Here is a 17,749-nt window from a genome sequence, read left to right as displayed (position 1 = left end):
AAAGGGTAGAATGAGAACCGATACAAAAATGGGAATTCTGAACTATGGAACGATAGATGTCATATGGCACATGAACCTATTTTACGTGACACATATTGAATACAGATAAGGGAAGTGAATACCACTTGAAGAATTTTGCAGCATTAGGCGTAGAGCAGCATTGGGTAGAAGCCTTGAAAGAACAGGGAATTTCATCCCCAACTCCTGTACAGCAGGAGTCGATTCCACTGTTGATGGAAGGTCAGGATGTTATCGCCGAGGCACATACGGGAACCGGGAAGACGATTGCGTTCTTACTACCCATTTTGCAAAAAATGAATTTGGACAAGCGTCATCCACAAGCGCTCGTGATTGCACCGACGCGTGAGCTGGCGCTCCAGATTACAGAGGCAGCGAACACGTTGGCCGCTACAGAGCCAAGCTTGTCATTACTGGCTGTTTATGGAGGACAGGACGTAGAGCGTCAGCTTCGTAAACTGAAAGGCGGCGCACAACTGATTATTGGTACACCTGGGCGACTGCTGGATCACCTGAGACGTGGCACGCTGGATCTGGGTGGCATTAAAATGCTGGTCCTGGACGAAGCCGACCAAATGTTACACATGGGCTTTTTGAACGATGTGGAGACGATTCTTCAGGAGGTTCCTTACCGGAGACAGACGATGCTGTTTTCCGCTACGATGCCAGCCGGTATTCGCAAGCTGGCTCGTGTATATATGAACGAACCCGTAGATGTCAAAGTGAAATCCGCTTCTTCCGTTCCGGTGAGCCAAATCCGTCAGGTCGTTGTGCAAACAACAGACCGTGGTAAGCAACAGGCATTGGTGGATATGCTGAATACGGATCGCCCGTACTTGGCTGTTATTTTCTGCCGTACGAAGCGCCGGGCTGCCAAACTGAACGAAGAGCTGCAAGAGATGGGCTTTGAGAGCGGTGAGCTTCACGGAGATTTGTCCCAGAACAAGCGGGAGCAAGTGATGAAGGCGTTCCGGGAAGCGAAACTCCAATTGCTCGTAGCGACTGATGTAGCTGCGCGCGGCCTGGATGTAGAAGGCGTCACGCATGTCTTTAACTATGACATGCCACAGGATGCCGAAAGCTACATCCACCGCATCGGGCGTACCGGCCGTGCCGGAGGCAAAGGCGTGGCAGTGACGCTCGCTACGCCAAGAGATGTTCCAGAGCTTCGGAACATCCAGAAAGTTGCTGGTGTCACATTTACCAGCAGTGAGGGCGGCGGACAGCGTAGACCTGCTTCCGATACGGCTGATCGACAGGGTCGAGAACGCCGTTCGGGCAGAAACGACCGCCGTTCCTACGGCGGCAACGACTCCGGCGGCGGACGCCGGGGCAGCGGCCGCGAACAGGCGGGCCGTCGTGATGCCACAGGCGGCGAACGTCGCTCTAGCAGCGGCAGCAGCGAGCGTGGCGGGTATGACCGCAGTAGCGGCGGTTCCGCACGCGGAGGCCAAGGCCGCTCGGCAGGACAAAGCAGCGAGCGCGGCGGATATGACCGCAGCGGCGGCGGTTCCGCACGCGGAGGCCAAGGCCGCTCGGCAGGACAAAGCAGCGAGCGTGGCGGATATGACCGCAGCAGCAGCGGCGGTTCTGCACGCGGAGGCCAAGGTCGCTCGGCAGGACAAAGCAGCGAGCGTGGTGGACAAGCCAAAGGCGGCCCGCGTGGTGGTCAAGGACAAGGCGGCCGTCGCGGACGGTCCAGATAGATAAAACAGGAGTATTCTCATAGAATACTCCACTATGGTTATCATAATAGCCCCGGGGAGGCTCATCTTCCGGGGCTATTGTAATCTTCACCCATACCGCTTGAAGGAGCAGCACCATAAGATGACATGAGCAGCGGAGCTACCTTGAAATAAATGATCAGCGTTCAGGATACATTTTTCAAAAGATAAATTTGGAGGGGTTATACATCATGCAGGAACAGGATATGGGCAAGCGCGCCATGGTCTCAGCATGGATCAGCCTGATTAGCAACATCCTATTAACCGGCATTAAAATTATTACAGGACTTATGTTCAACAGCAAGGTGCTGGTGGCCGATGGTGTGCATAATGCAGGGGACGTGATTGCCTCTGCAACGGCACTGGGAGCGATGCGCATATCCAGCCAGCCGCCGGATGAGGATCATCCTTATGGTCACGGCAAAGCAGAAGTGATCGGTGCAAGCGTGGTGGCGGTCATATTGTTTGGAGCGGGCATATTTATCGGCTATCATTCGATTGCCGCACTGTTCGAACCGATGCCACAGGAGCATATACTGGCATTGGTGGCCGCCATTATTTCCTTGCTCTGGAAACAGTGGTTGTATATCTACACGATTCGTATCGGGAGAGCGGCCAATAGTCAGGGTCTTATCGCAACGGCAAAAGATCATCTCGCTGATGTGTACGCCTCTGGGGCTGCTGTACTGGGTATCGGTTTGGGGCTGATTGGGGAGCACTGGAGCATTTCAATCTTATCCTACGGCGACCCTATTGCGGGATTCGTAGTGGCATTGCTAGTTCTGAAATTAGCGTGGGAAATGGGCCGTGAATCCATAGATGTGCTTATGGAAAAAGCGATTGCCACGGAGGAAATTGAAAGCTACGCCGCAGCCGCACTGAGTGTAGCCGAGGTTCAACGTATTGACCGTATCCGTGCCCGTGAGCACGGCCATTATATTATCGTGGATATCCGCGCTTCAGTGGATGCCTCTTTGACGATTCAGCAGGGACACGATATTATCCGACTGATTAAGGGGGCTGTCATGAAGCAGGAACCGCGGGTTTATGAGGTGCTTGTCCATTTGAATCCATGGTATCCAGACGACCACTAGAACAGACGACGCGAATTGACAGATAACTTGCAGGGAGGGTATGCTTTTAAAAGCCGAACGATGATGAATAAAAGCGAGGTTACCCGAAAATATGCGAAAATTTTTAAAATGGTTAGGCATTTCTGTGACTGCGGCGGTTCTTTTAGTGGGCGGATATTATACGTATTCTATATATCATTTTACGAACCAAATTTCGGTTGCTTCGGGACAGGATTCGAAATTCAAACCGCAGGCACAAACTCAAACCAATGTACAACCTGTAGAGGTATCGCTCCCACCAGAATGGGATGGGACAGAAAGAGTAAATATTCTGCTGCTAGGCGGCGACTCCCGTGGAGAGGATTCAGGGCGTTCTGACTCCGTTATGGTTGCTTCTATTGATCCGGTTACGAAAAAGGCTACACTTATGTCGATTCTTCGTGATACGTACGTCAATATCCCAGGTCATGGGCAAAGTCGATTGAATGCTGCTTTTTCCTATGGTGGACCGGATTTGACCAGACAGACCGTGAGCGACCTGTTGGGCATACCGATTCAATATTATGTATATACTGATTTTAATGGCTTTATTGCGTTGGTTGATTCTGTGGGTGGTATTGACCTGGATGTCGAAAAAGATATGCACTATACCTCCAAGGCAGATAAACACCAGTTTGATATTGATTTGAAAAAGGGAATGCAGCACATGGACGGTAAAACAGCCTTGCAATATGTGCGCTTTCGTCATGATGCGACTTCCGATTTTACGCGTACGGAGCGGCAACGCAAATTCATTACCGAGCTTGGCGGTAAAATTCAGTCAACCTCATCTCTAATTAAACTGCCAAGTATTTTAAATAGCATTTCTCCTTATATTGAAACGAATCTCAGTACTACGGAAATGCTGCAATTGGCTTCATTGGGCTTTAATATCGATGCAACAACAGTAGCGAAGCAGCAAATCCCACCAAATGAATTGGTACGCGGGGAAACCATTAAGGGTGCGCAGGTGTTGGGTGTGGACGAAAGAAAGCTCAAGCGCTTCATACAGAATCTTTTTGAACAGGAGAACAAACCTGTGACCACGACGGTGGATGCTGCAACCACGATAAATGATACTCCATAACCCTCGAAAGCAAGCGAAGTTCGTACGATGACGTACAACTTTGTTTGCTTTTGTGTTTATTTGGGTATAACCTTGTATATTTTGTTCCAAAAATATATCGTATCTATGAAGAACGTATACTCAATTGTGTAAAGAGAAGGGGAATGTGGTGTGGAAATAACTCCGGCATGGAAAGACCGATTCAAGAAGTTTTTTCTGAACAACAAGTTTGTGTTATTCCTGCTGGTACTGCTGCTGATCGGCTTGAATATCTTGGTGCTTACCAAAATTTCATACATATTCACACCTGTCATGGTGCTGCTGAAAACGATAATTCTCCCTGTCATTTTATCCGGCGTGTTGTACTATCTGTTCAATCCGTTGGTTGATGTACTGGAGCGTAACAAGGTAAAACGAATATACTCCATTGTTGTACTGTTTTTGCTCATTATAGGGGTTATTGCGATTGTGGTTACATCGGTGGTACCTGTAATCCGCGATCAAATACAGGGGCTTATCCAAAATTTCCCTGCCTATAGCGAGCAAGTACAACGACAATTCGAGAAACTGATCGGCAGCGATTTTGTAAACCAGTTCCAGAACACCATTCAAATTAATCCATCTGAGCTGGCCTCCAAAGCTTCTGAAAAGTTATCTAGCTTTATTAATAATGCATGGACGGGCGTGGGCAGCTTCTTGGGCGTGGTTACAGAAACGGTACTTGCGATTGCCACGGTTCCATTTATTCTGTTCTACTTGCTAAAAGATGGACACAAGCTGCCACAGTTTATCCTGAAAATGCTCCCGCCTATGTTTCGTAAAGAAACAGATCGCATTATGACTGAAATGAACCATCAGGTCAGTTCCTATATTCGTGGGCAGATTATTGTCAGCTTCTGTATTGGGGCGCTGTTGTATATTGGTTATCTAATCATTGGATTAGACTACTCTCTGACGCTTGCAGTCATTGCATCCTTTACGAGCGTTGTCCCCTACTTAGGTCCCGTTATTGCCATTACACCTGCGTTAATTGTAGCCTTGGTCACCTCACCGATTATGCTGCTCAAGATGGTTATCGTATGGACAGTCGTACAGCTCATTGAGGGTAAATTTATTTCTCCACAAATTATGGGCAAATCTCTTCGAGTACATCCGATCACGATTATCTTCGTTATTCTGACGGCAGGCAATTTGTTTGGTGTGGTGGGAATTGTACTGGCGGTTCCGGGATATGCTGTCTTGAAAGTAATCGTTACACATCTGTACAGTTTCTTTAAAAAGCGTTCGCATCTCTATGAGGCGGATAAAGAGAACGCAAGTCTTTACGAGAAATAAAATTTTCCACTATAAAATTGATATGGGCCCCTCTTGGGTAACTGTGGCTACGCGTGCTATAATTAATGCCTATCCTTATTCCAAAATAGAAAGGTCAGACTTTTATGATAAAACTCAGCATTCTTGACCAATCTCCGGTATCGGAAGGCATGACGCATGCGCAGGCATTACAAAAGACCGCTGAGCTTGCTATAGAGGCGGAACGCTTGGGTTATCATCGCTTTTGGGTATCAGAGCATCATTCTGCCGCAAATCTTGCAGGGTCCAGTCCGGAGGTACTGATTTCACATCTGGCCGCCCGGACTTCAACCATTCGAGTGGGGTCGGGTGGTGTGATGCTGCCTCATTACAGCGCTTATAAAGTAGCGGAAAACTTTCGTGTTCTGGAGGGGTTGTATCCGGGACGCATTGATCTGGGTCTGGGACGAGCGCCTGGAGGAATGCCCATTGCTACCAGAGCTCTGCAAGAAGGCAAAATGCGAGGTGGCGTAGATCTATACCCTGAGCAGTTGGATGACCTGTTAGCTTATTTACATGACAGCACAGGCAATGATCACCGTTTCGGTTCGCTACAGGCGATGCCGCTCATAGAAACTGTACCGGAAATGTGGTTGCTCGGCTCCAGCGGTGATAGCGCAGGTCTGGCAGCCGAGCGTGGCGTGGGCTTTGCGTTTGCGCAGTTCATTAACGGTGAAGGTGGCACAGGGGCTATGAAGGAATACCAGGAAAGCTTCCAGCCTTCCCAGCATAGTGACCAACCGCGTTCGCTTGTTGCCGTATTTGCGATCTGTGCGGACACCGAAGAGGAGGCGAATCGGTTGGCTTCCAGTATGGACTTGTCTCTTGTACTATTAGAGCAGGGAATGCGCTCCGCTGGAACACCTTCCGTCGAAAAGGCACTGGCGTATCCGTATACGCCGTTTGACCGGATGCGTATTCGTGAGAATCGCAAACGTATGGTGGTCGGTTCGCCCGAACAGGTGAAGCGTCAGATTGAGCAATTAAGTAAGGACTATAATGCACAGGAGATCATGGTTGCGAGCATTATTCACGACTTTGATGCCAAAATGAAATCTATACGTCTCATGGCTGAAGCATTTGGACTGTCTTCTGTATAGTCATAATGCGATTCGCCGGATTTAAAAGATCACAGCTTCGAGGAGCTGTGATCTTTTTTTGAATTTTTTGAGGGAATATTGGATGATATGCACTGTATGATATAGGAAATAAACCAGTTAACACTTGATAATGATTATCAATATCTTTATTATATAAAGATAGAATGAAGTTTTGATGAAAGTCGTGCGTTAAGCCCGTGACTATATATATTGGATAAGGGAAAGGGATGATTCCAAATGTTTCGTCTGAAAACGGCAAATCTGGATATTGCTTATGAAGATCGATTGATTGTAGAAGATCTGAACGTAGAAATACCGCAAGGGAAAATCACAGCCTTGGTGGGCGCAAATGGTTCTGGCAAGTCCACCATTCTGAAGACGATGGCTCGCATCATGAATCCTAAGGGCGGCAGTGTTCTGCTTGACGGTAAATCCATTCATAAGCAATCCACCCGGGAAGTAGCTAAACAGCTGGCTATTTTGCCACAAAATCCGACTGCACCGGAAGGATTAACCGTGACGGAACTGGTATCTTACGGACGTTTTCCCTATCAAAAAGGCTTTGGTTCCATGAAAGCGGAAGATCGCAAAATGGTAGAGTGGGCCATTCAAGTAACGGGAATGAGTGAGTTCCACGATCGTCCGATTGATCAGCTTTCTGGCGGTCAGCGTCAGCGTGCTTGGATTGCTATGGCGCTTGCGCAGGATACGGATATTTTGTTTCTGGATGAGCCGACGACATTTTTAGATATGGCGCATCAACTGGAAGTGCTGCATTTGCTAGAGTATCTGAATACTTCGGCGGAGCGCACCATTGTTATGGTCGTACATGATTTGAACCATGCGGCCCGGTATGCTCAGCATATGATTGCGATCAAAAAAGGGAAGGCCGAGGCGGTAGGAACTCCAACTGAGGTTATGTCTCCTGATGTGCTGCGCGAGGTGTTCGGGATTGAGGCGGATATTGTAACAGATCCTCGTACGGGTGTACCGCTCTGTCTTCCATATGCTTTGGCTGGACAGCCAGCGGTAAGCCAAGCAGTAAAGGAAATGAATGTGGAAGAGAAGCAACCCGTGGGTTCTGTTGCCGAGCGACGTGATGCCAGACCACAAGTAGCGGCAAGAGGTTAAAGGGGACATACCATGAGACCACTGGATTACAATCAGCTTGAGCAATTAGCGAAAATAGTGAGAGTCACGCCGGAGGATGCAGTATATTCCGGCCCAGTGGCCGAATGGCTTGAACCAGAGAAGCTCCGCTCTGTAATGGAGTACTATAGCGATCTTCTGCGTGCTGAAGACGATTTGACCGCAGCTGTTTATTTTGTGAACCAGTTGCGTGGTCTCGTGTTTGCACAGCATTTTATGGTGTCACTGTGTGAACGCCGTTTGGATCTGTCCGTTTCTAATCTCAGATTTCATATTTGTTATGAAGGTCAATATCCCTCTATTAGCCTCCAGGTCATCGACCTAACAGAGCTGGACAATACGCGGAACAATGGGGATGACCATTCTTCCGAACAGGCTCAGCAAGTGTTACGTGACTTTTACAGTTTGCAGATGCGGCCCATATTGGAGGCAATAGCTGCAGTGGGGAGCGCATCTATTGGGCAAATGTGGGGACAGTTTCCGTTGACATTGCTGTATTTTAAGGATAGAGTACAGCCATCGTTGACTGATCCTCAGGATGTGGAGCACTTTGAACAAGATTATATGTATGTGACACGTGAGCTGGAGGGAGAGGTATTCGGGCGTAAAAGAAATCCGTTTACGGTTCGTCTCATTGAATTGGACAATCCTTACCGCCCCGGTGAAAATACCTACATGAAACCGTCCTGTTGCCAATATTACAAGACAGGTGGAGGCCAGCGGTATTGTTATGCTTGCCCAAAAATGTCCGCTTCCGAACGCGAAGAACGCAGACTCGAAGTGATGGCATCACGGTAAAGTCACTGTGGATGTTGGCATGTCCGTCACGTTTTGGTTAAAATAGGTTATGTAACCTAAACCAAGCGACACGAAGGAGGATGCTGTATGTCTGTCTATTCACATAATGCCGTAACACCAGCGAATCAGGAGGTTTCTCTGGATACTTACACCGGTAAGGTGCTGGTTATTGCGAATACCGCCAGTAAATGTGGACTTACCCCGCAATATGGGGATTTGCAAAAGCTTTATGACGAATATAAGGATCGGGGATTAGTTGTATTAGGATTTCCTTGCAACCAATTTGGCGGTCAGGAGCCGGGCAGCAGCGAGGAAGCGGCTGAATTTTGCCAATTGAATTATGGGGTTAGTTTCCCGATATTCGCCAAAGTGGACGTCAACGGACCGGATACAGCGCCTCTGTTTGAATATTTAAAACAGCAACAGCCTGGAGAACAGGAAGATGGGACAATTCAGTGGAATTTCACGAAATTCATTGTGAATCGTGAAGGTGTACCTGTGGGTCGTTTTGAACCGAAGGAGTCACCAGAAGCGATGAAAGCAGCTATTGAGCAATTGCTATAGTAGCTTCGCTTTAATTCCAACGTATATGTTTAAAAAGGGTCTGATTTCCGGAATGTCTCCGGGAAACGGACCTTTTTTGTTCTCTACATATGCATTTGTTTAAGGTGTGTTGCATCATGTGAAGGTCGATTCCAAGGGCATAATCAGGAGGCTTACAGGGAAAACTGGATGGAGCAAAGAAACATTTCAGCAAACGACTGAACTCGTATATCCTTTCTTTTTTAAATGTGGACAAATTGTGAATATCTTAAAAAGCTATTGTAATGTGAAAAATATCACACTATAATAAGTGCATGAAGTGAAATAAATCACAAACGCAAACGAGCTGTTTACGTGAAACTATTCACAATTATTATACATTTTATGCCCACACACCAAGGAGGAATTTAACATGAAAGTAGCAGTTATCGGATGTACACACGCAGGCACGGCAGCTATCGTCAACACAGCTAAATGTTATCCAGATGCCGAAATTACCGTTTATGAGCGTAATGATAATATTTCATTCTTATCTTGTGGTATTGCGCTGTACGTAGGTGGTGTCGTCAAAGATCCGCACGGACTGTTTTATTCGTCTCCAGATAAACTGGCTGACTTGGGTGTAGAGACCAAGATGCTTCATGAGGTAACGAGTGTGGATACGGCAGGCAAGACGCTGCATGCACGTAATCTCCAAACAGGTGAAGAATTTACAGACACATTTGATAAATTAATTGTGACCACAGGATCATGGCCTATTATTCCGAAGCTGGAAGGCATTGAACTTGATCATATTTTGCTCTGTAAAAACTATAATCATTCGAATGATATCATTGAGAAAGCCCAGCATGTACAGAACATTACAGTCGTCGGAGCTGGATACATTGGTGTTGAACTGGTAGAAGCTTTCCAAATGAACGGTAAAAATGTAACACTGATCGACAGTGCTGATCGTATATTGAATAAGTATTTGGACCATGAGTATACAGACCGGATTGAAAGTTCCCTGAAGGAACATGGCATTAAGCTGGTACTTGGCGAGACGGTGAGTCGTTTTGAGGGTACGAACGGTAAGGTAAGTAAAGTCGTGACCTCTAAAGGAGAATATGAAACAGAGCTTGTTATTCTCTGCATCGGTTTCCGACCTCAAACGGATCTGCTCAAAGGTCAGGTAGATATGTTGCCTAACGGTGCGATCATTGTGGATAACTATATGCAAAGTAGCTGCCCGGACGTGTTTGCAGCAGGTGACAGCTGTGCAATCCGCTATAATCCGACAGGCAAAACGGCTTATATCCCTTTGGCAACCAACGCAGTTCGTATGGGTACGCTGGTAGCACGTAATCTGGTACAACCAACCATTGCCTACATGGGAACCCAAGGAACTTCGGGTATCAAAATTTACGAAGACAATATTGCAGGAACAGGCATGACGGAAGCGGCGGCAACGGACGAAGGCATGACTGTAGAAGCTGTAACCATTGAAGACAGCTACCGGCCTGAATTTATGCCAACCTCCGAAAAGGTATTACTGAAAGTGGTATATGAGCAGGAGACACGGAGAATTTTGGGGGCACAAATTATGTCGAAGGTGGATTTGACGCAATCCATTAACACGCTATCCGTAGCCATTCAAAATCATATGACCATTGACCAGTTGGCCTTTGTCGATTTCTTCTTCCAGCCACATTATAACAAGCCTTGGAATTTCCTGAACGCAGCAGGTTTACAAGCATTGCCTACAATATCCGAACGGAACCCAGTTACTGTATAATTCGGTTTGTCTGTGACATTGTTCATAAGTTTGTCAACAATCTGAGACGTATGGACGAATCCTTATAGTACAATATAGAGTAGCATAAGGATTAGGGGGTAAGTAGCTTATGGATTTGTTTTATATCCTTTTTCTTGTAGTCGTAGCGCTGGTAGGCCTCGGTGGAGTTATTTGGTTCTTGAGAGCAGTTGAAAAGGAAGAATACAACTAAATGCAAAGCGCGTAGTAGCGCAGTAGATGTAATAATACAGAAAAGACAGTCCTTTTTCCAAGGGCTGTTTTTTTAATGCTTGATAAAGTGATTTTTTTCACAAACATAATCACTGATTTTAAATAAAATATGAAAGAAGAACATTTTAGTGAAAAGATATTAAAGGAGCGGGGACATATGGCGAGCTATAAACCGGGGCAAATTGCCGAAAAGACGGTGGAAACAGGAGTGGCCAAGGCGAACAACCCGTGGACTGTGGCGGTGGTACTGGGATTTTTGGCAGGTGCATTTATTGCACTCGGGTTTTTGCTGGATATACGTGTTATTGCAAGTGCGCCTAAAGAATGGGGAAGCATTGCCACCTTTATTGGAGCTGCGGTGTTCCCTGTAGGTCTGGTATTAGTTTTGATCGCCGGCGGAGAATTGCTGACCGGCAATATGATGGCGGTTCCTTTGGCGAGATGGGCAGGACGGATTAAGACAGGGGCCATGCTTCGTAATTTGGCGATTATTACGCTCAGTAATTTTGCGGGTGCGTTATTCGTTGCATTTTTCTTTGGCCATGTGCTGGGTTTGACAGAAACGGGCCCTTACCTGGACAAAGTGGTGGATATGGCAGGACATAAGCTACATGAAAGCTTTTTGCAGTCTTTTATATCGGGTATAGGATGTAACTGGCTCGTAGCACTGGCTGTATGGCTGGCTTATAGCACAGACTCAATTGGCGGCAAAATTATGGGGATTTGGTTCCCGACCATGGCCTTTGTCGCTATTGGATTTCAGCACGTTGTTGCCAATATGTTTCTCATTCCGGCGGCTATTTTTGCAGGCCACTTTTCATGGGCAGATTATGTTATGAACTTCATTCCGGTCTGGCTGGGAAATTTGGTAGGAGGTAGCCTGTTTGTGGCTGGAGCCTACTGGTTGGCCTATTTGAAAAAGCCTCAAGCCAACGCACATCCAGTGAATGAATCTCCAACCACTTCTTCGGTTGCACATCAAATCCGTTGAGTGACCCTGCTTAATTACGGCACTTTAAACAGCAATAAACAAAGCAAATCCGCCATGACAGGCCCGGGGGAACGAAACCTGTCATGGCGGATTTTTTTGGGAGTGGTCCATGATTTGGCATGGAGGATGAGTGTGCTCTCGTCCCATAATGCCTTGATCTCTTTTACCCTCGGTAAGATATGATGAAACAGGATGTCGAAAAAAATTATGATTCTTAAAAAAATCCGTTTTGCTCTATGCAGCAGACGGATTTTTTTAATATTTTGGAGAGCGGCTGTGTGGGAAAATCCTTCTCTTGCCATAGGCCAAAGCTGTGGATATGATAAGATCAGTGTAATTTTTGGAAACGGTAACGGAAAGGAGCATCAACACTATGGATCATCGCAATAGCGCGCCTCCTGAGGCCACGCTTCAACAAGACTTACAGAGGGGACAGCGGATGACGGAGCAGCAGGACGGTATTTTTCCGGCTGTATGCCCGTTAGATTGCCCGGATACGTGTGGGCTCCTGCTTCACAAGGAAAATGGAAAGATAGTCAAGGTCACTGGGAACCCGGATCATCCTATTACCAAAGGCGCTATTTGTAACAAAGTTCGCAATATGACGGAGCGGGTATATGATCCTGATCGGGTGCTCTATCCGTTGAAACGTATAGGCCCCAAAGGAGAAGGGAAGTTTGAACGAATTAGCTGGGAGGAAGCGGTCGATACCATTACAGGTCGATTCAAGGAGCTGATACGTACGGACGGATCGGAATCTATTCTCCCCTACAGCTTTTATGGCAATATGGGCGTATTGAGTGTGGATGGAATGGATCGCCGATTTTTTAATGCGCTGGGTTCAAGCCAACTGGATCAGACGATTTGCAGCGTGGCTGGGAATGAAGGCTGGGCATCCGTTATGGGCTTTAAGGGCGGCACCAGCCCGGAGGACACGGAGGATGCAGACCTCATTATTGTGTGGGGTGGAAATGTCATTAGCACCAACATGCATCAGGTCGTTTTGGCTGAGAAGGCACGTAAAAAGGGTGCTAAGGTGGTCGTTATTGACGTTCATCGCAACCGGACGGCGCAATGGGCGGATTGGTTCATTCCGTTATATCCGGGGACGGATACGGCGCTCGCGCTGGGTGTTATGAATGTGCTGTTCGCTCAGGGACTGACGGACGACGAATTTTTACATCGCTACACGGTAGGCCATGAGGAACTGCGCGAGCATGTTAAGACATATACACCAGAGCGAGTTTCGCGGATTACCGGCGTGCCGGAAGCAGATATTATCCGTTTAGCGGAAATGTACGGAACTGCGCGAGCAGCGTATATCAATATAGGTAATGGGCTTCAGCATCATGATAATGGCGGTATGAACGTACGTGCGGTTACATGCTTGCCTGCGCTCACTGGACAATGGCTGAAGCACGGCGGGGGAGCATCACGCTCTAATGGCGCTTATGGCAAGTTTAACGGCGCCAATCTGGCGCGTCCTGATCTGCGACAGAACCCGGATGCCCGGGTGATCAACATGAACCGGATCGGAGAAGCGCTGCTACAGAAGGAACAGCCGATTAAGGCGTTATTTGTATACTGCAGTAACCCGGTAGTTGTAGCTCCCGATTCGGAACGGGTGACTGAAGGATTTGAACGAGAGGATTTGTTCACAGTCGTACATGACCTGTTTCTTACGGATACGGCCCGTTATGCCGATATTGTGCTGCCTGCAGCGTCTTCCTTTGAGGGTACAGACCTATATAAATCCTACTGGCATCACTATGTCCAGATGCAGGAACCCGTCATTGCTCCACTCGGGGAAAGCAAAAGCAATTATGAGCTGTTTAGCCTGCTCGGACGGGCTATGGGCTTTGACGAAGCTGCCTTTACGGAAAGTGAAGCGGACATGATCGCAGGCGCGCTGGATAATCCAACGAACCCTTATCTCAACGGTGTAACCTTGGAAGCCTTAAAGAAGTCACCTTTTGTAAAGCTTGATATGTCGCCAAAGGCCACTTATTTGGATCGTCTAACCACGCCTTCAGGCAAGATTGAGCTATATTCGGAAAAAATGAAACAAGCAGGTCTGCCCGCGATGCCTTCATATGTGCCGCTGATTGAGGGGTATGATGGAGAGCATCGACCGCAAGCGGACGAGCGGTTTCCATTAATGTTTATTTCACCGCCAAACCATAATTTTCTGAATTCTACTTTCGCTAACTTACCCAAGCATCAGCGGCTGGAGCGGGAGCCCTTGCTACAAATTCACCCGGAGGATGCTCAGACAAGAGGCATCGCGGATGGGGAACCGGTTACCGTATGGAATGATCGGGGGACGTATGAGCTGAAAGCCAAAGTCACCGATCTGATGCTGCCAGGTACAGTGATTAGCCAGGGATTATGGTGGGAAGGCAAAGGACGCAGACAGCGTGCCAATGTGTTAACCTCTGATCGGCTGTCGGATATGGGACAGGGGGCTACTTTCTTCTCAACGGTGGTGAATGTGAAGCCCCAATGAGATAATGCCATTTATGGCGTCAGATGCAAAAGGAGAAACAAAAGATATGAAATGGTTGGAGTCTTATCCGAAAGAAGTGAAAGTGTTTCTCGTTGCTAGCCTGATTAATTCTGCTGGAAGTTCCCTGATGTGGCCGTTGGTTAGCATGTATGTGTTTGACGAACTGAACCGTAGTATGGGAGATGCAGGGATTGCGATTTTAGTGCAGTCTCTGGGCGGAATTTTTGGTCAAGTGCTGGGCGGAGCCCTCTATCATCGTATTGGAGCCAAAAAATTGATTGTTGGCTCACTGGCGATGAACGCGCTGGGACTTCTCACGCTTCCATTTACCAGTGGTCATTGGGTAGCGTTTGTCATCATGATGGGCTTTATCGGCTTTTTTAATGTCGTATCTGTGCCTGCGATTCAGGCCTTTGTAGGTTTTCGTTTCGCTGACCGTCGTGGAGAGCTGTTTAATATTATTTATGTCGCTAACAATATTGGGGTTGCAGTGGGTACGGGATTGAGTGGCGTTCTGGCTGACCTTTCCTATCAGCTCAGCTTTGTGATGAACGGGGTGACTTCTGCGGTATTTGCCGGGTTCTTCTGGTCTTATCTAAGCAGGGTAGATCGAGAAGAGGGAGAAGTACAGCTCAGCAAGTCCGTGAAGAAAAGAGAGGAAATACCAGCTCGTTTGCTGTTTCGTGATACCAGATTGTATCTCTTTGTGGGGGTAGGCTCGCTTTTTTTATGGTTCGGCAATTCGATCTGGAATACAGGAGTGTCTCCCCATATTATTGAGCAGGGCTTGCCTAAAACGATGTATGGGTTACTATGGACACTGAATGGTATCCTTATTTTTGCCGCACAACCCATTATTTTTTGGATAAAACGACTGTACGCTCATCACGCTTCAGCGCAAATGACATGGGCCGGAGGATTTTATTTGGCGGCTTATATTGTCATGCTGGGCACACAGAACTATACTGGGATGATATTCGCTATGGTTCTGGCGACCCTGGGAGAAATGCTGATTGCACCTGCGGTTCCAGCATTCCTGTCTGATCATGGAGGTCGGGGTGCACCCTTTTACATTGGGCTTGTGGGGGGTATTGGCGCAGCCGGACGGGTAATGGGGCCTTATATTATGGGGAAGTTGTATGATGGCGGTGGGTTACCGCCTACACTTTGGCTGGCATCAGGCGTAGCGGTGTTGTCGATCCTGTTTTTCGTCCTGCATAGCTGGTTGAACCGTTTCCGGCATCATTCGGATACTTTGGATCCTACGACGTCCAAGGTGGATGCTCCCAGTTCTTAAGTCCTAATAAAAGTGCAGTAATATGCTGTAATTATGGTACAATAAGTGACGAATGGTTGTAGTTATTGCTTCAGGAAAGCCTTCACAGGAAGGATTGAAAGGAATTGTTTACAAGTCAACCCTTGACAATACGTCATTCGGAGATGAAGGATGCTTCTGATCTGATTGCGCTGGATGAATTGGTATGGAATGAACGCACGGCTCCCGCTTCGCTGTCCTGGAAGTCGCGCGGAGAGTTTCTGCGCAATACGCCTCCAGGCTCTCAACTGGTCGCCATCGAACAGGAAGTACTCTGCGGGTATATTGGATTTCGTTCTCCAACGCTGTTGGCTAGTAATTGTCATGTACTCGAAATAAATATAGCTGTACATCCAGCTTATCATCGTAAAGGTATTGGGACGGCGCTCATGAACTCCATGAAGGACATTGCAGCTGCCGAGGGCATACGCAAGTTGAGTTTGCGTGTACTCTCATGCAACACGGAAGCCCTTATGTTTTATGAAAAAAGCGGTTTCGCGATTGAAGGACGTTTGCATGAGGAGTTTTACATAGCAGGCCAATTCGTGGATGATGTGTTAATGGCCTATTTCTTAAAATAGGCGGGAGGCTACAGACAGTAATATTCGGTTTTATGCCCGGCCTAAACAAACAACGCCGCAGACCTGATCAGGTCTGCGGCGTTGTTGTACATCAATATTACCGAAGTTGCTTCCATTCATTTTGGAGCATACCATACACTGCGTGGTTCATGTAGCCGTCGGGCAGCAATTCCGCTTCGCGCACAATGCCTTCGAGCACAAAGCCCAAACGTTCTGGAATACCGCGGCTGCGGCGGTTCGTAGTTGCGCAACGGATTTCGACCCGATGCAAGTCCAGCTCCATCAAAGCATATTCAACGAATACGCGGCAGGCGCTGGTCATAAGACCTTGTCCTTCGTACCCGTGTCCAAGCCAGTATCCGATGCTAACGGAGCGGTGAGTCCAATTGATCTCATGGTAGCTGATGATGCCAGCAAGCTCGTTGTCTATCCAAATTCCGGCGGTCAGACTACCGTTCTCTGCGGCTTGTTTCAAGGCGCCCTGCACGAACTGCTCTGTGTGGCTGATTTCCGTGGTAGAGTCTACCCATGGAAGCCATTGACGCAGGCGGTCACGGGACATTTCGATCAGCTCAAACAGAGGCTGCACATGCTCCTTGGTGAGCGGCCGAAGGACTGTGCGTTCGTCCAACGCATATGTAAACATGATTGATCCCCTCTTTCACTCGGAAAATCGCTAAACCAGCCAGTCTAGCATTTAATCCCATGCTACCTTATTCTGCGAGAGTCGTCAAAAGGGAGAGGAAGCTTCAAATTCTATAGGTCCCACCCGGAACCGTTCATGCTCGTATACATATTTCAGATCCAAATCCCCTACAAATTCGCTTGGGGATACACTGCCAGATACAGTGGCTTGCAGAGGAAGTTGTTCGGCATCATACATTACGACAGAGCTAAAATCGAGATGCTTTGTAAATTGGGCTGGATCATCGTAAAATACTGATGCTTTAGGGTCCATCGTATGTGTAGCACCGTCAATCGTAACAGCAATATGGACCTGGCGGTCGTGATCACGTAGCTCCACTGAGCTGTGTACGCGCTGGGACACAGCATCTGCTGCCGATTCGACCGCATATTCTTCCATCGTGCGTGCGTTAACAATATGCAACTCCTGCAATTCGACACCCGTTCCCGAGGCACGCGTGAGGATCACGACGGCTTCACGGACACCATCCCCGTTCACATCCCTGTAATATAATTGTGGTGCGGTGGAGATATCTGCCGAGCCCGACCATCGGAATGTGCGGCGTTGCTGACCGATTTTCAGTACAGCCGAATGGAATAGTCCCTGTGACGGATTCACGGCATATAAATGGACGGAGGGGTCTTCTGGAGCGCTGGCTAGCGGACGAGATTGTACGGTTTCGTTCACCGGGTCCGATGAAGGATGACCGGAAGTCATGACGGAAGAGGACAAAAGCATAGACAGCAGGATCACAATGAGCAGCTTAAACACGGGTGGGTCTCCTTTTCCGGACAAAATAAAAG

15 protein-coding genes are annotated in these 17,749 nt (G+C 47.8%); 13 read left to right on the top strand and 2 right to left on the bottom strand.

The features are described 5' to 3' along the window. Window positions 1-125: 125 nt before the first annotated feature. The 13 genes from ACUUJN_RS24635 (at window position 126) to ACUUJN_RS24575 (ending at window position 16,261) form a co-directional block, all read left to right on the top strand. Window positions 126-1,724 carry a DEAD/DEAH box helicase gene (locus ACUUJN_RS24635; RefSeq protein ID WP_484669020.1) on the top strand — a complete coding sequence of 533 codons (1,599 nt, stop codon included), beginning with the start codon at window positions 126-128 and terminating at the stop codon, window positions 1,722-1,724. 209 nt (window positions 1,725-1,933) lie between these two features. Next, window positions 1,934-2,836 (top strand): cation diffusion facilitator family transporter, encoded by a 903-nt coding sequence (locus ACUUJN_RS24630; protein WP_023990753.1) that lies wholly within the window; start codon window positions 1,934-1,936, stop codon window positions 2,834-2,836. A gap of 91 nt (window positions 2,837-2,927) precedes the next feature. Beyond that, a complete protein-coding gene (locus tag ACUUJN_RS24625) occupies window positions 2,928-3,941 on the top strand; it encodes an LCP family protein (protein ID WP_013312376.1) in 1,014 nt (337 codons plus the stop codon). Between the two features lie 150 nt (window positions 3,942-4,091). Next, window positions 4,092-5,255 carry an AI-2E family transporter gene (locus tag ACUUJN_RS24620; RefSeq protein ID WP_254348475.1) on the top strand — a complete coding sequence of 388 codons (1,164 nt, stop codon included), beginning with the start codon at window positions 4,092-4,094 and terminating at the stop codon, window positions 5,253-5,255. A 104-nt stretch (window positions 5,256-5,359) separates the two neighbouring features. After that, window positions 5,360-6,373: an LLM class flavin-dependent oxidoreductase gene (locus ACUUJN_RS24615; RefSeq protein WP_028540726.1), complete on the top strand. Its 1,014-nt coding sequence runs from the start codon at window positions 5,360-5,362 to the stop codon at window positions 6,371-6,373. A gap of 237 nt (window positions 6,374-6,610) precedes the next feature. Beyond that, window positions 6,611-7,504: an ABC transporter ATP-binding protein gene (locus ACUUJN_RS24610; RefSeq protein WP_023990751.1), complete on the top strand. Its 894-nt coding sequence runs from the start codon at window positions 6,611-6,613 to the stop codon at window positions 7,502-7,504. Window positions 7,505-7,516: 12 nt separating this feature from the next. Further along, entirely contained in the window at window positions 7,517-8,320 is an 804-nt protein-coding gene (locus tag ACUUJN_RS24605) for a hypothetical protein (RefSeq protein WP_484669019.1), read from the top strand. An 87-nt stretch (window positions 8,321-8,407) separates the two neighbouring features. Then, a complete protein-coding gene (locus ACUUJN_RS24600; RefSeq protein WP_076295255.1) occupies window positions 8,408-8,884 on the top strand; it encodes a glutathione peroxidase in 477 nt (158 codons plus the stop codon). Between the two features lie 391 nt (window positions 8,885-9,275). Then, a complete protein-coding gene (locus ACUUJN_RS24595) occupies window positions 9,276-10,637 on the top strand; it encodes an FAD-dependent oxidoreductase (protein WP_484669018.1) in 1,362 nt (453 codons plus the stop codon). Between the two features lie 388 nt (window positions 10,638-11,025). After that, window positions 11,026-11,859 (top strand): formate/nitrite transporter family protein, encoded by an 834-nt coding sequence (locus ACUUJN_RS24590; protein WP_023990747.1) that lies wholly within the window; start codon window positions 11,026-11,028, stop codon window positions 11,857-11,859. A 373-nt stretch (window positions 11,860-12,232) separates the two neighbouring features. Further along, window positions 12,233-14,365, top strand: a complete 2,133-nt coding sequence (locus ACUUJN_RS24585) for a molybdopterin-containing oxidoreductase family protein (RefSeq protein WP_076295256.1) — start codon at window positions 12,233-12,235, stop codon at window positions 14,363-14,365. 46 nt (window positions 14,366-14,411) lie between these two features. Beyond that, window positions 14,412-15,662, top strand: a complete 1,251-nt coding sequence (locus ACUUJN_RS24580) for an MFS transporter (protein WP_484669017.1) — start codon at window positions 14,412-14,414, stop codon at window positions 15,660-15,662. A gap of 104 nt (window positions 15,663-15,766) precedes the next feature. After that, the gene (locus ACUUJN_RS24575; RefSeq protein WP_484669016.1) at window positions 15,767-16,261 is read left to right on the top strand and encodes a GNAT family N-acetyltransferase; all 495 of its coding nucleotides are present in this window, start codon (window positions 15,767-15,769) and stop codon (window positions 16,259-16,261) included. A 97-nt stretch (window positions 16,262-16,358) separates the two neighbouring features. Here ACUUJN_RS24575 and ACUUJN_RS24570 read toward each other — a convergent pair whose 3' ends face one another. Beyond that, complete coding sequence (locus ACUUJN_RS24570; protein ID WP_028540721.1) at window positions 16,359-16,907, bottom strand: GNAT family N-acetyltransferase; 549 nt, start codon at window positions 16,905-16,907, stop codon at window positions 16,359-16,361. 84 nt (window positions 16,908-16,991) lie between these two features. Next, on the bottom strand, window positions 16,992-17,717 hold the full coding sequence (locus ACUUJN_RS24565) for a copper amine oxidase (protein ID WP_484669015.1): 726 nt from the start codon (window positions 17,715-17,717) through the stop codon (window positions 16,992-16,994). Window positions 17,718-17,749 lie beyond the last annotated feature (32 nt).

This window comes from Paenibacillus sp. LRG-1, from assembly GCF_057220305.1.
Note: the sequence above shows the minus strand (reverse complement) of the source record. Positions and strands in the feature narration are given on the sequence as shown.

What these genes read in the sequence shown, in the direction of transcription:
- ACUUJN_RS24630 (WP_023990753.1), top strand. Translation starts at nt 1,934, where the DNA reads ATGCAGGAACAGGATATGGGCAAGCGCGCCATGGTCTCAGCATGGATC.
- ACUUJN_RS24625 (WP_013312376.1), top strand. Translation starts at nt 2,928, where the DNA reads ATGCGAAAATTTTTAAAATGGTTAGGCATTTCTGTGACTGCGGCGGTT.
- ACUUJN_RS24615 (WP_028540726.1), top strand. Translation starts at nt 5,360, where the DNA reads ATGATAAAACTCAGCATTCTTGACCAATCTCCGGTATCGGAAGGCATG.
- ACUUJN_RS24610 (WP_023990751.1), top strand. Translation starts at nt 6,611, where the DNA reads ATGTTTCGTCTGAAAACGGCAAATCTGGATATTGCTTATGAAGATCGA.
- ACUUJN_RS24605 (WP_484669019.1), top strand. Translation starts at nt 7,517, where the DNA reads ATGAGACCACTGGATTACAATCAGCTTGAGCAATTAGCGAAAATAGTG.
- ACUUJN_RS24600 (WP_076295255.1), top strand. Translation starts at nt 8,408, where the DNA reads ATGTCTGTCTATTCACATAATGCCGTAACACCAGCGAATCAGGAGGTT.
- ACUUJN_RS24595 (WP_484669018.1), top strand. Translation starts at nt 9,276, where the DNA reads ATGAAAGTAGCAGTTATCGGATGTACACACGCAGGCACGGCAGCTATC.
- ACUUJN_RS24590 (WP_023990747.1), top strand. Translation starts at nt 11,026, where the DNA reads ATGGCGAGCTATAAACCGGGGCAAATTGCCGAAAAGACGGTGGAAACA.
- ACUUJN_RS24585 (WP_076295256.1), top strand. Translation starts at nt 12,233, where the DNA reads ATGGATCATCGCAATAGCGCGCCTCCTGAGGCCACGCTTCAACAAGAC.
- ACUUJN_RS24580 (WP_484669017.1), top strand. Translation starts at nt 14,412, where the DNA reads ATGAAATGGTTGGAGTCTTATCCGAAAGAAGTGAAAGTGTTTCTCGTT.
- ACUUJN_RS24570 (WP_028540721.1), bottom strand. Translation starts at nt 16,907, where the DNA reads ATGTTTACATATGCGTTGGACGAACGCACAGTCCTTCGGCCGCTCACC.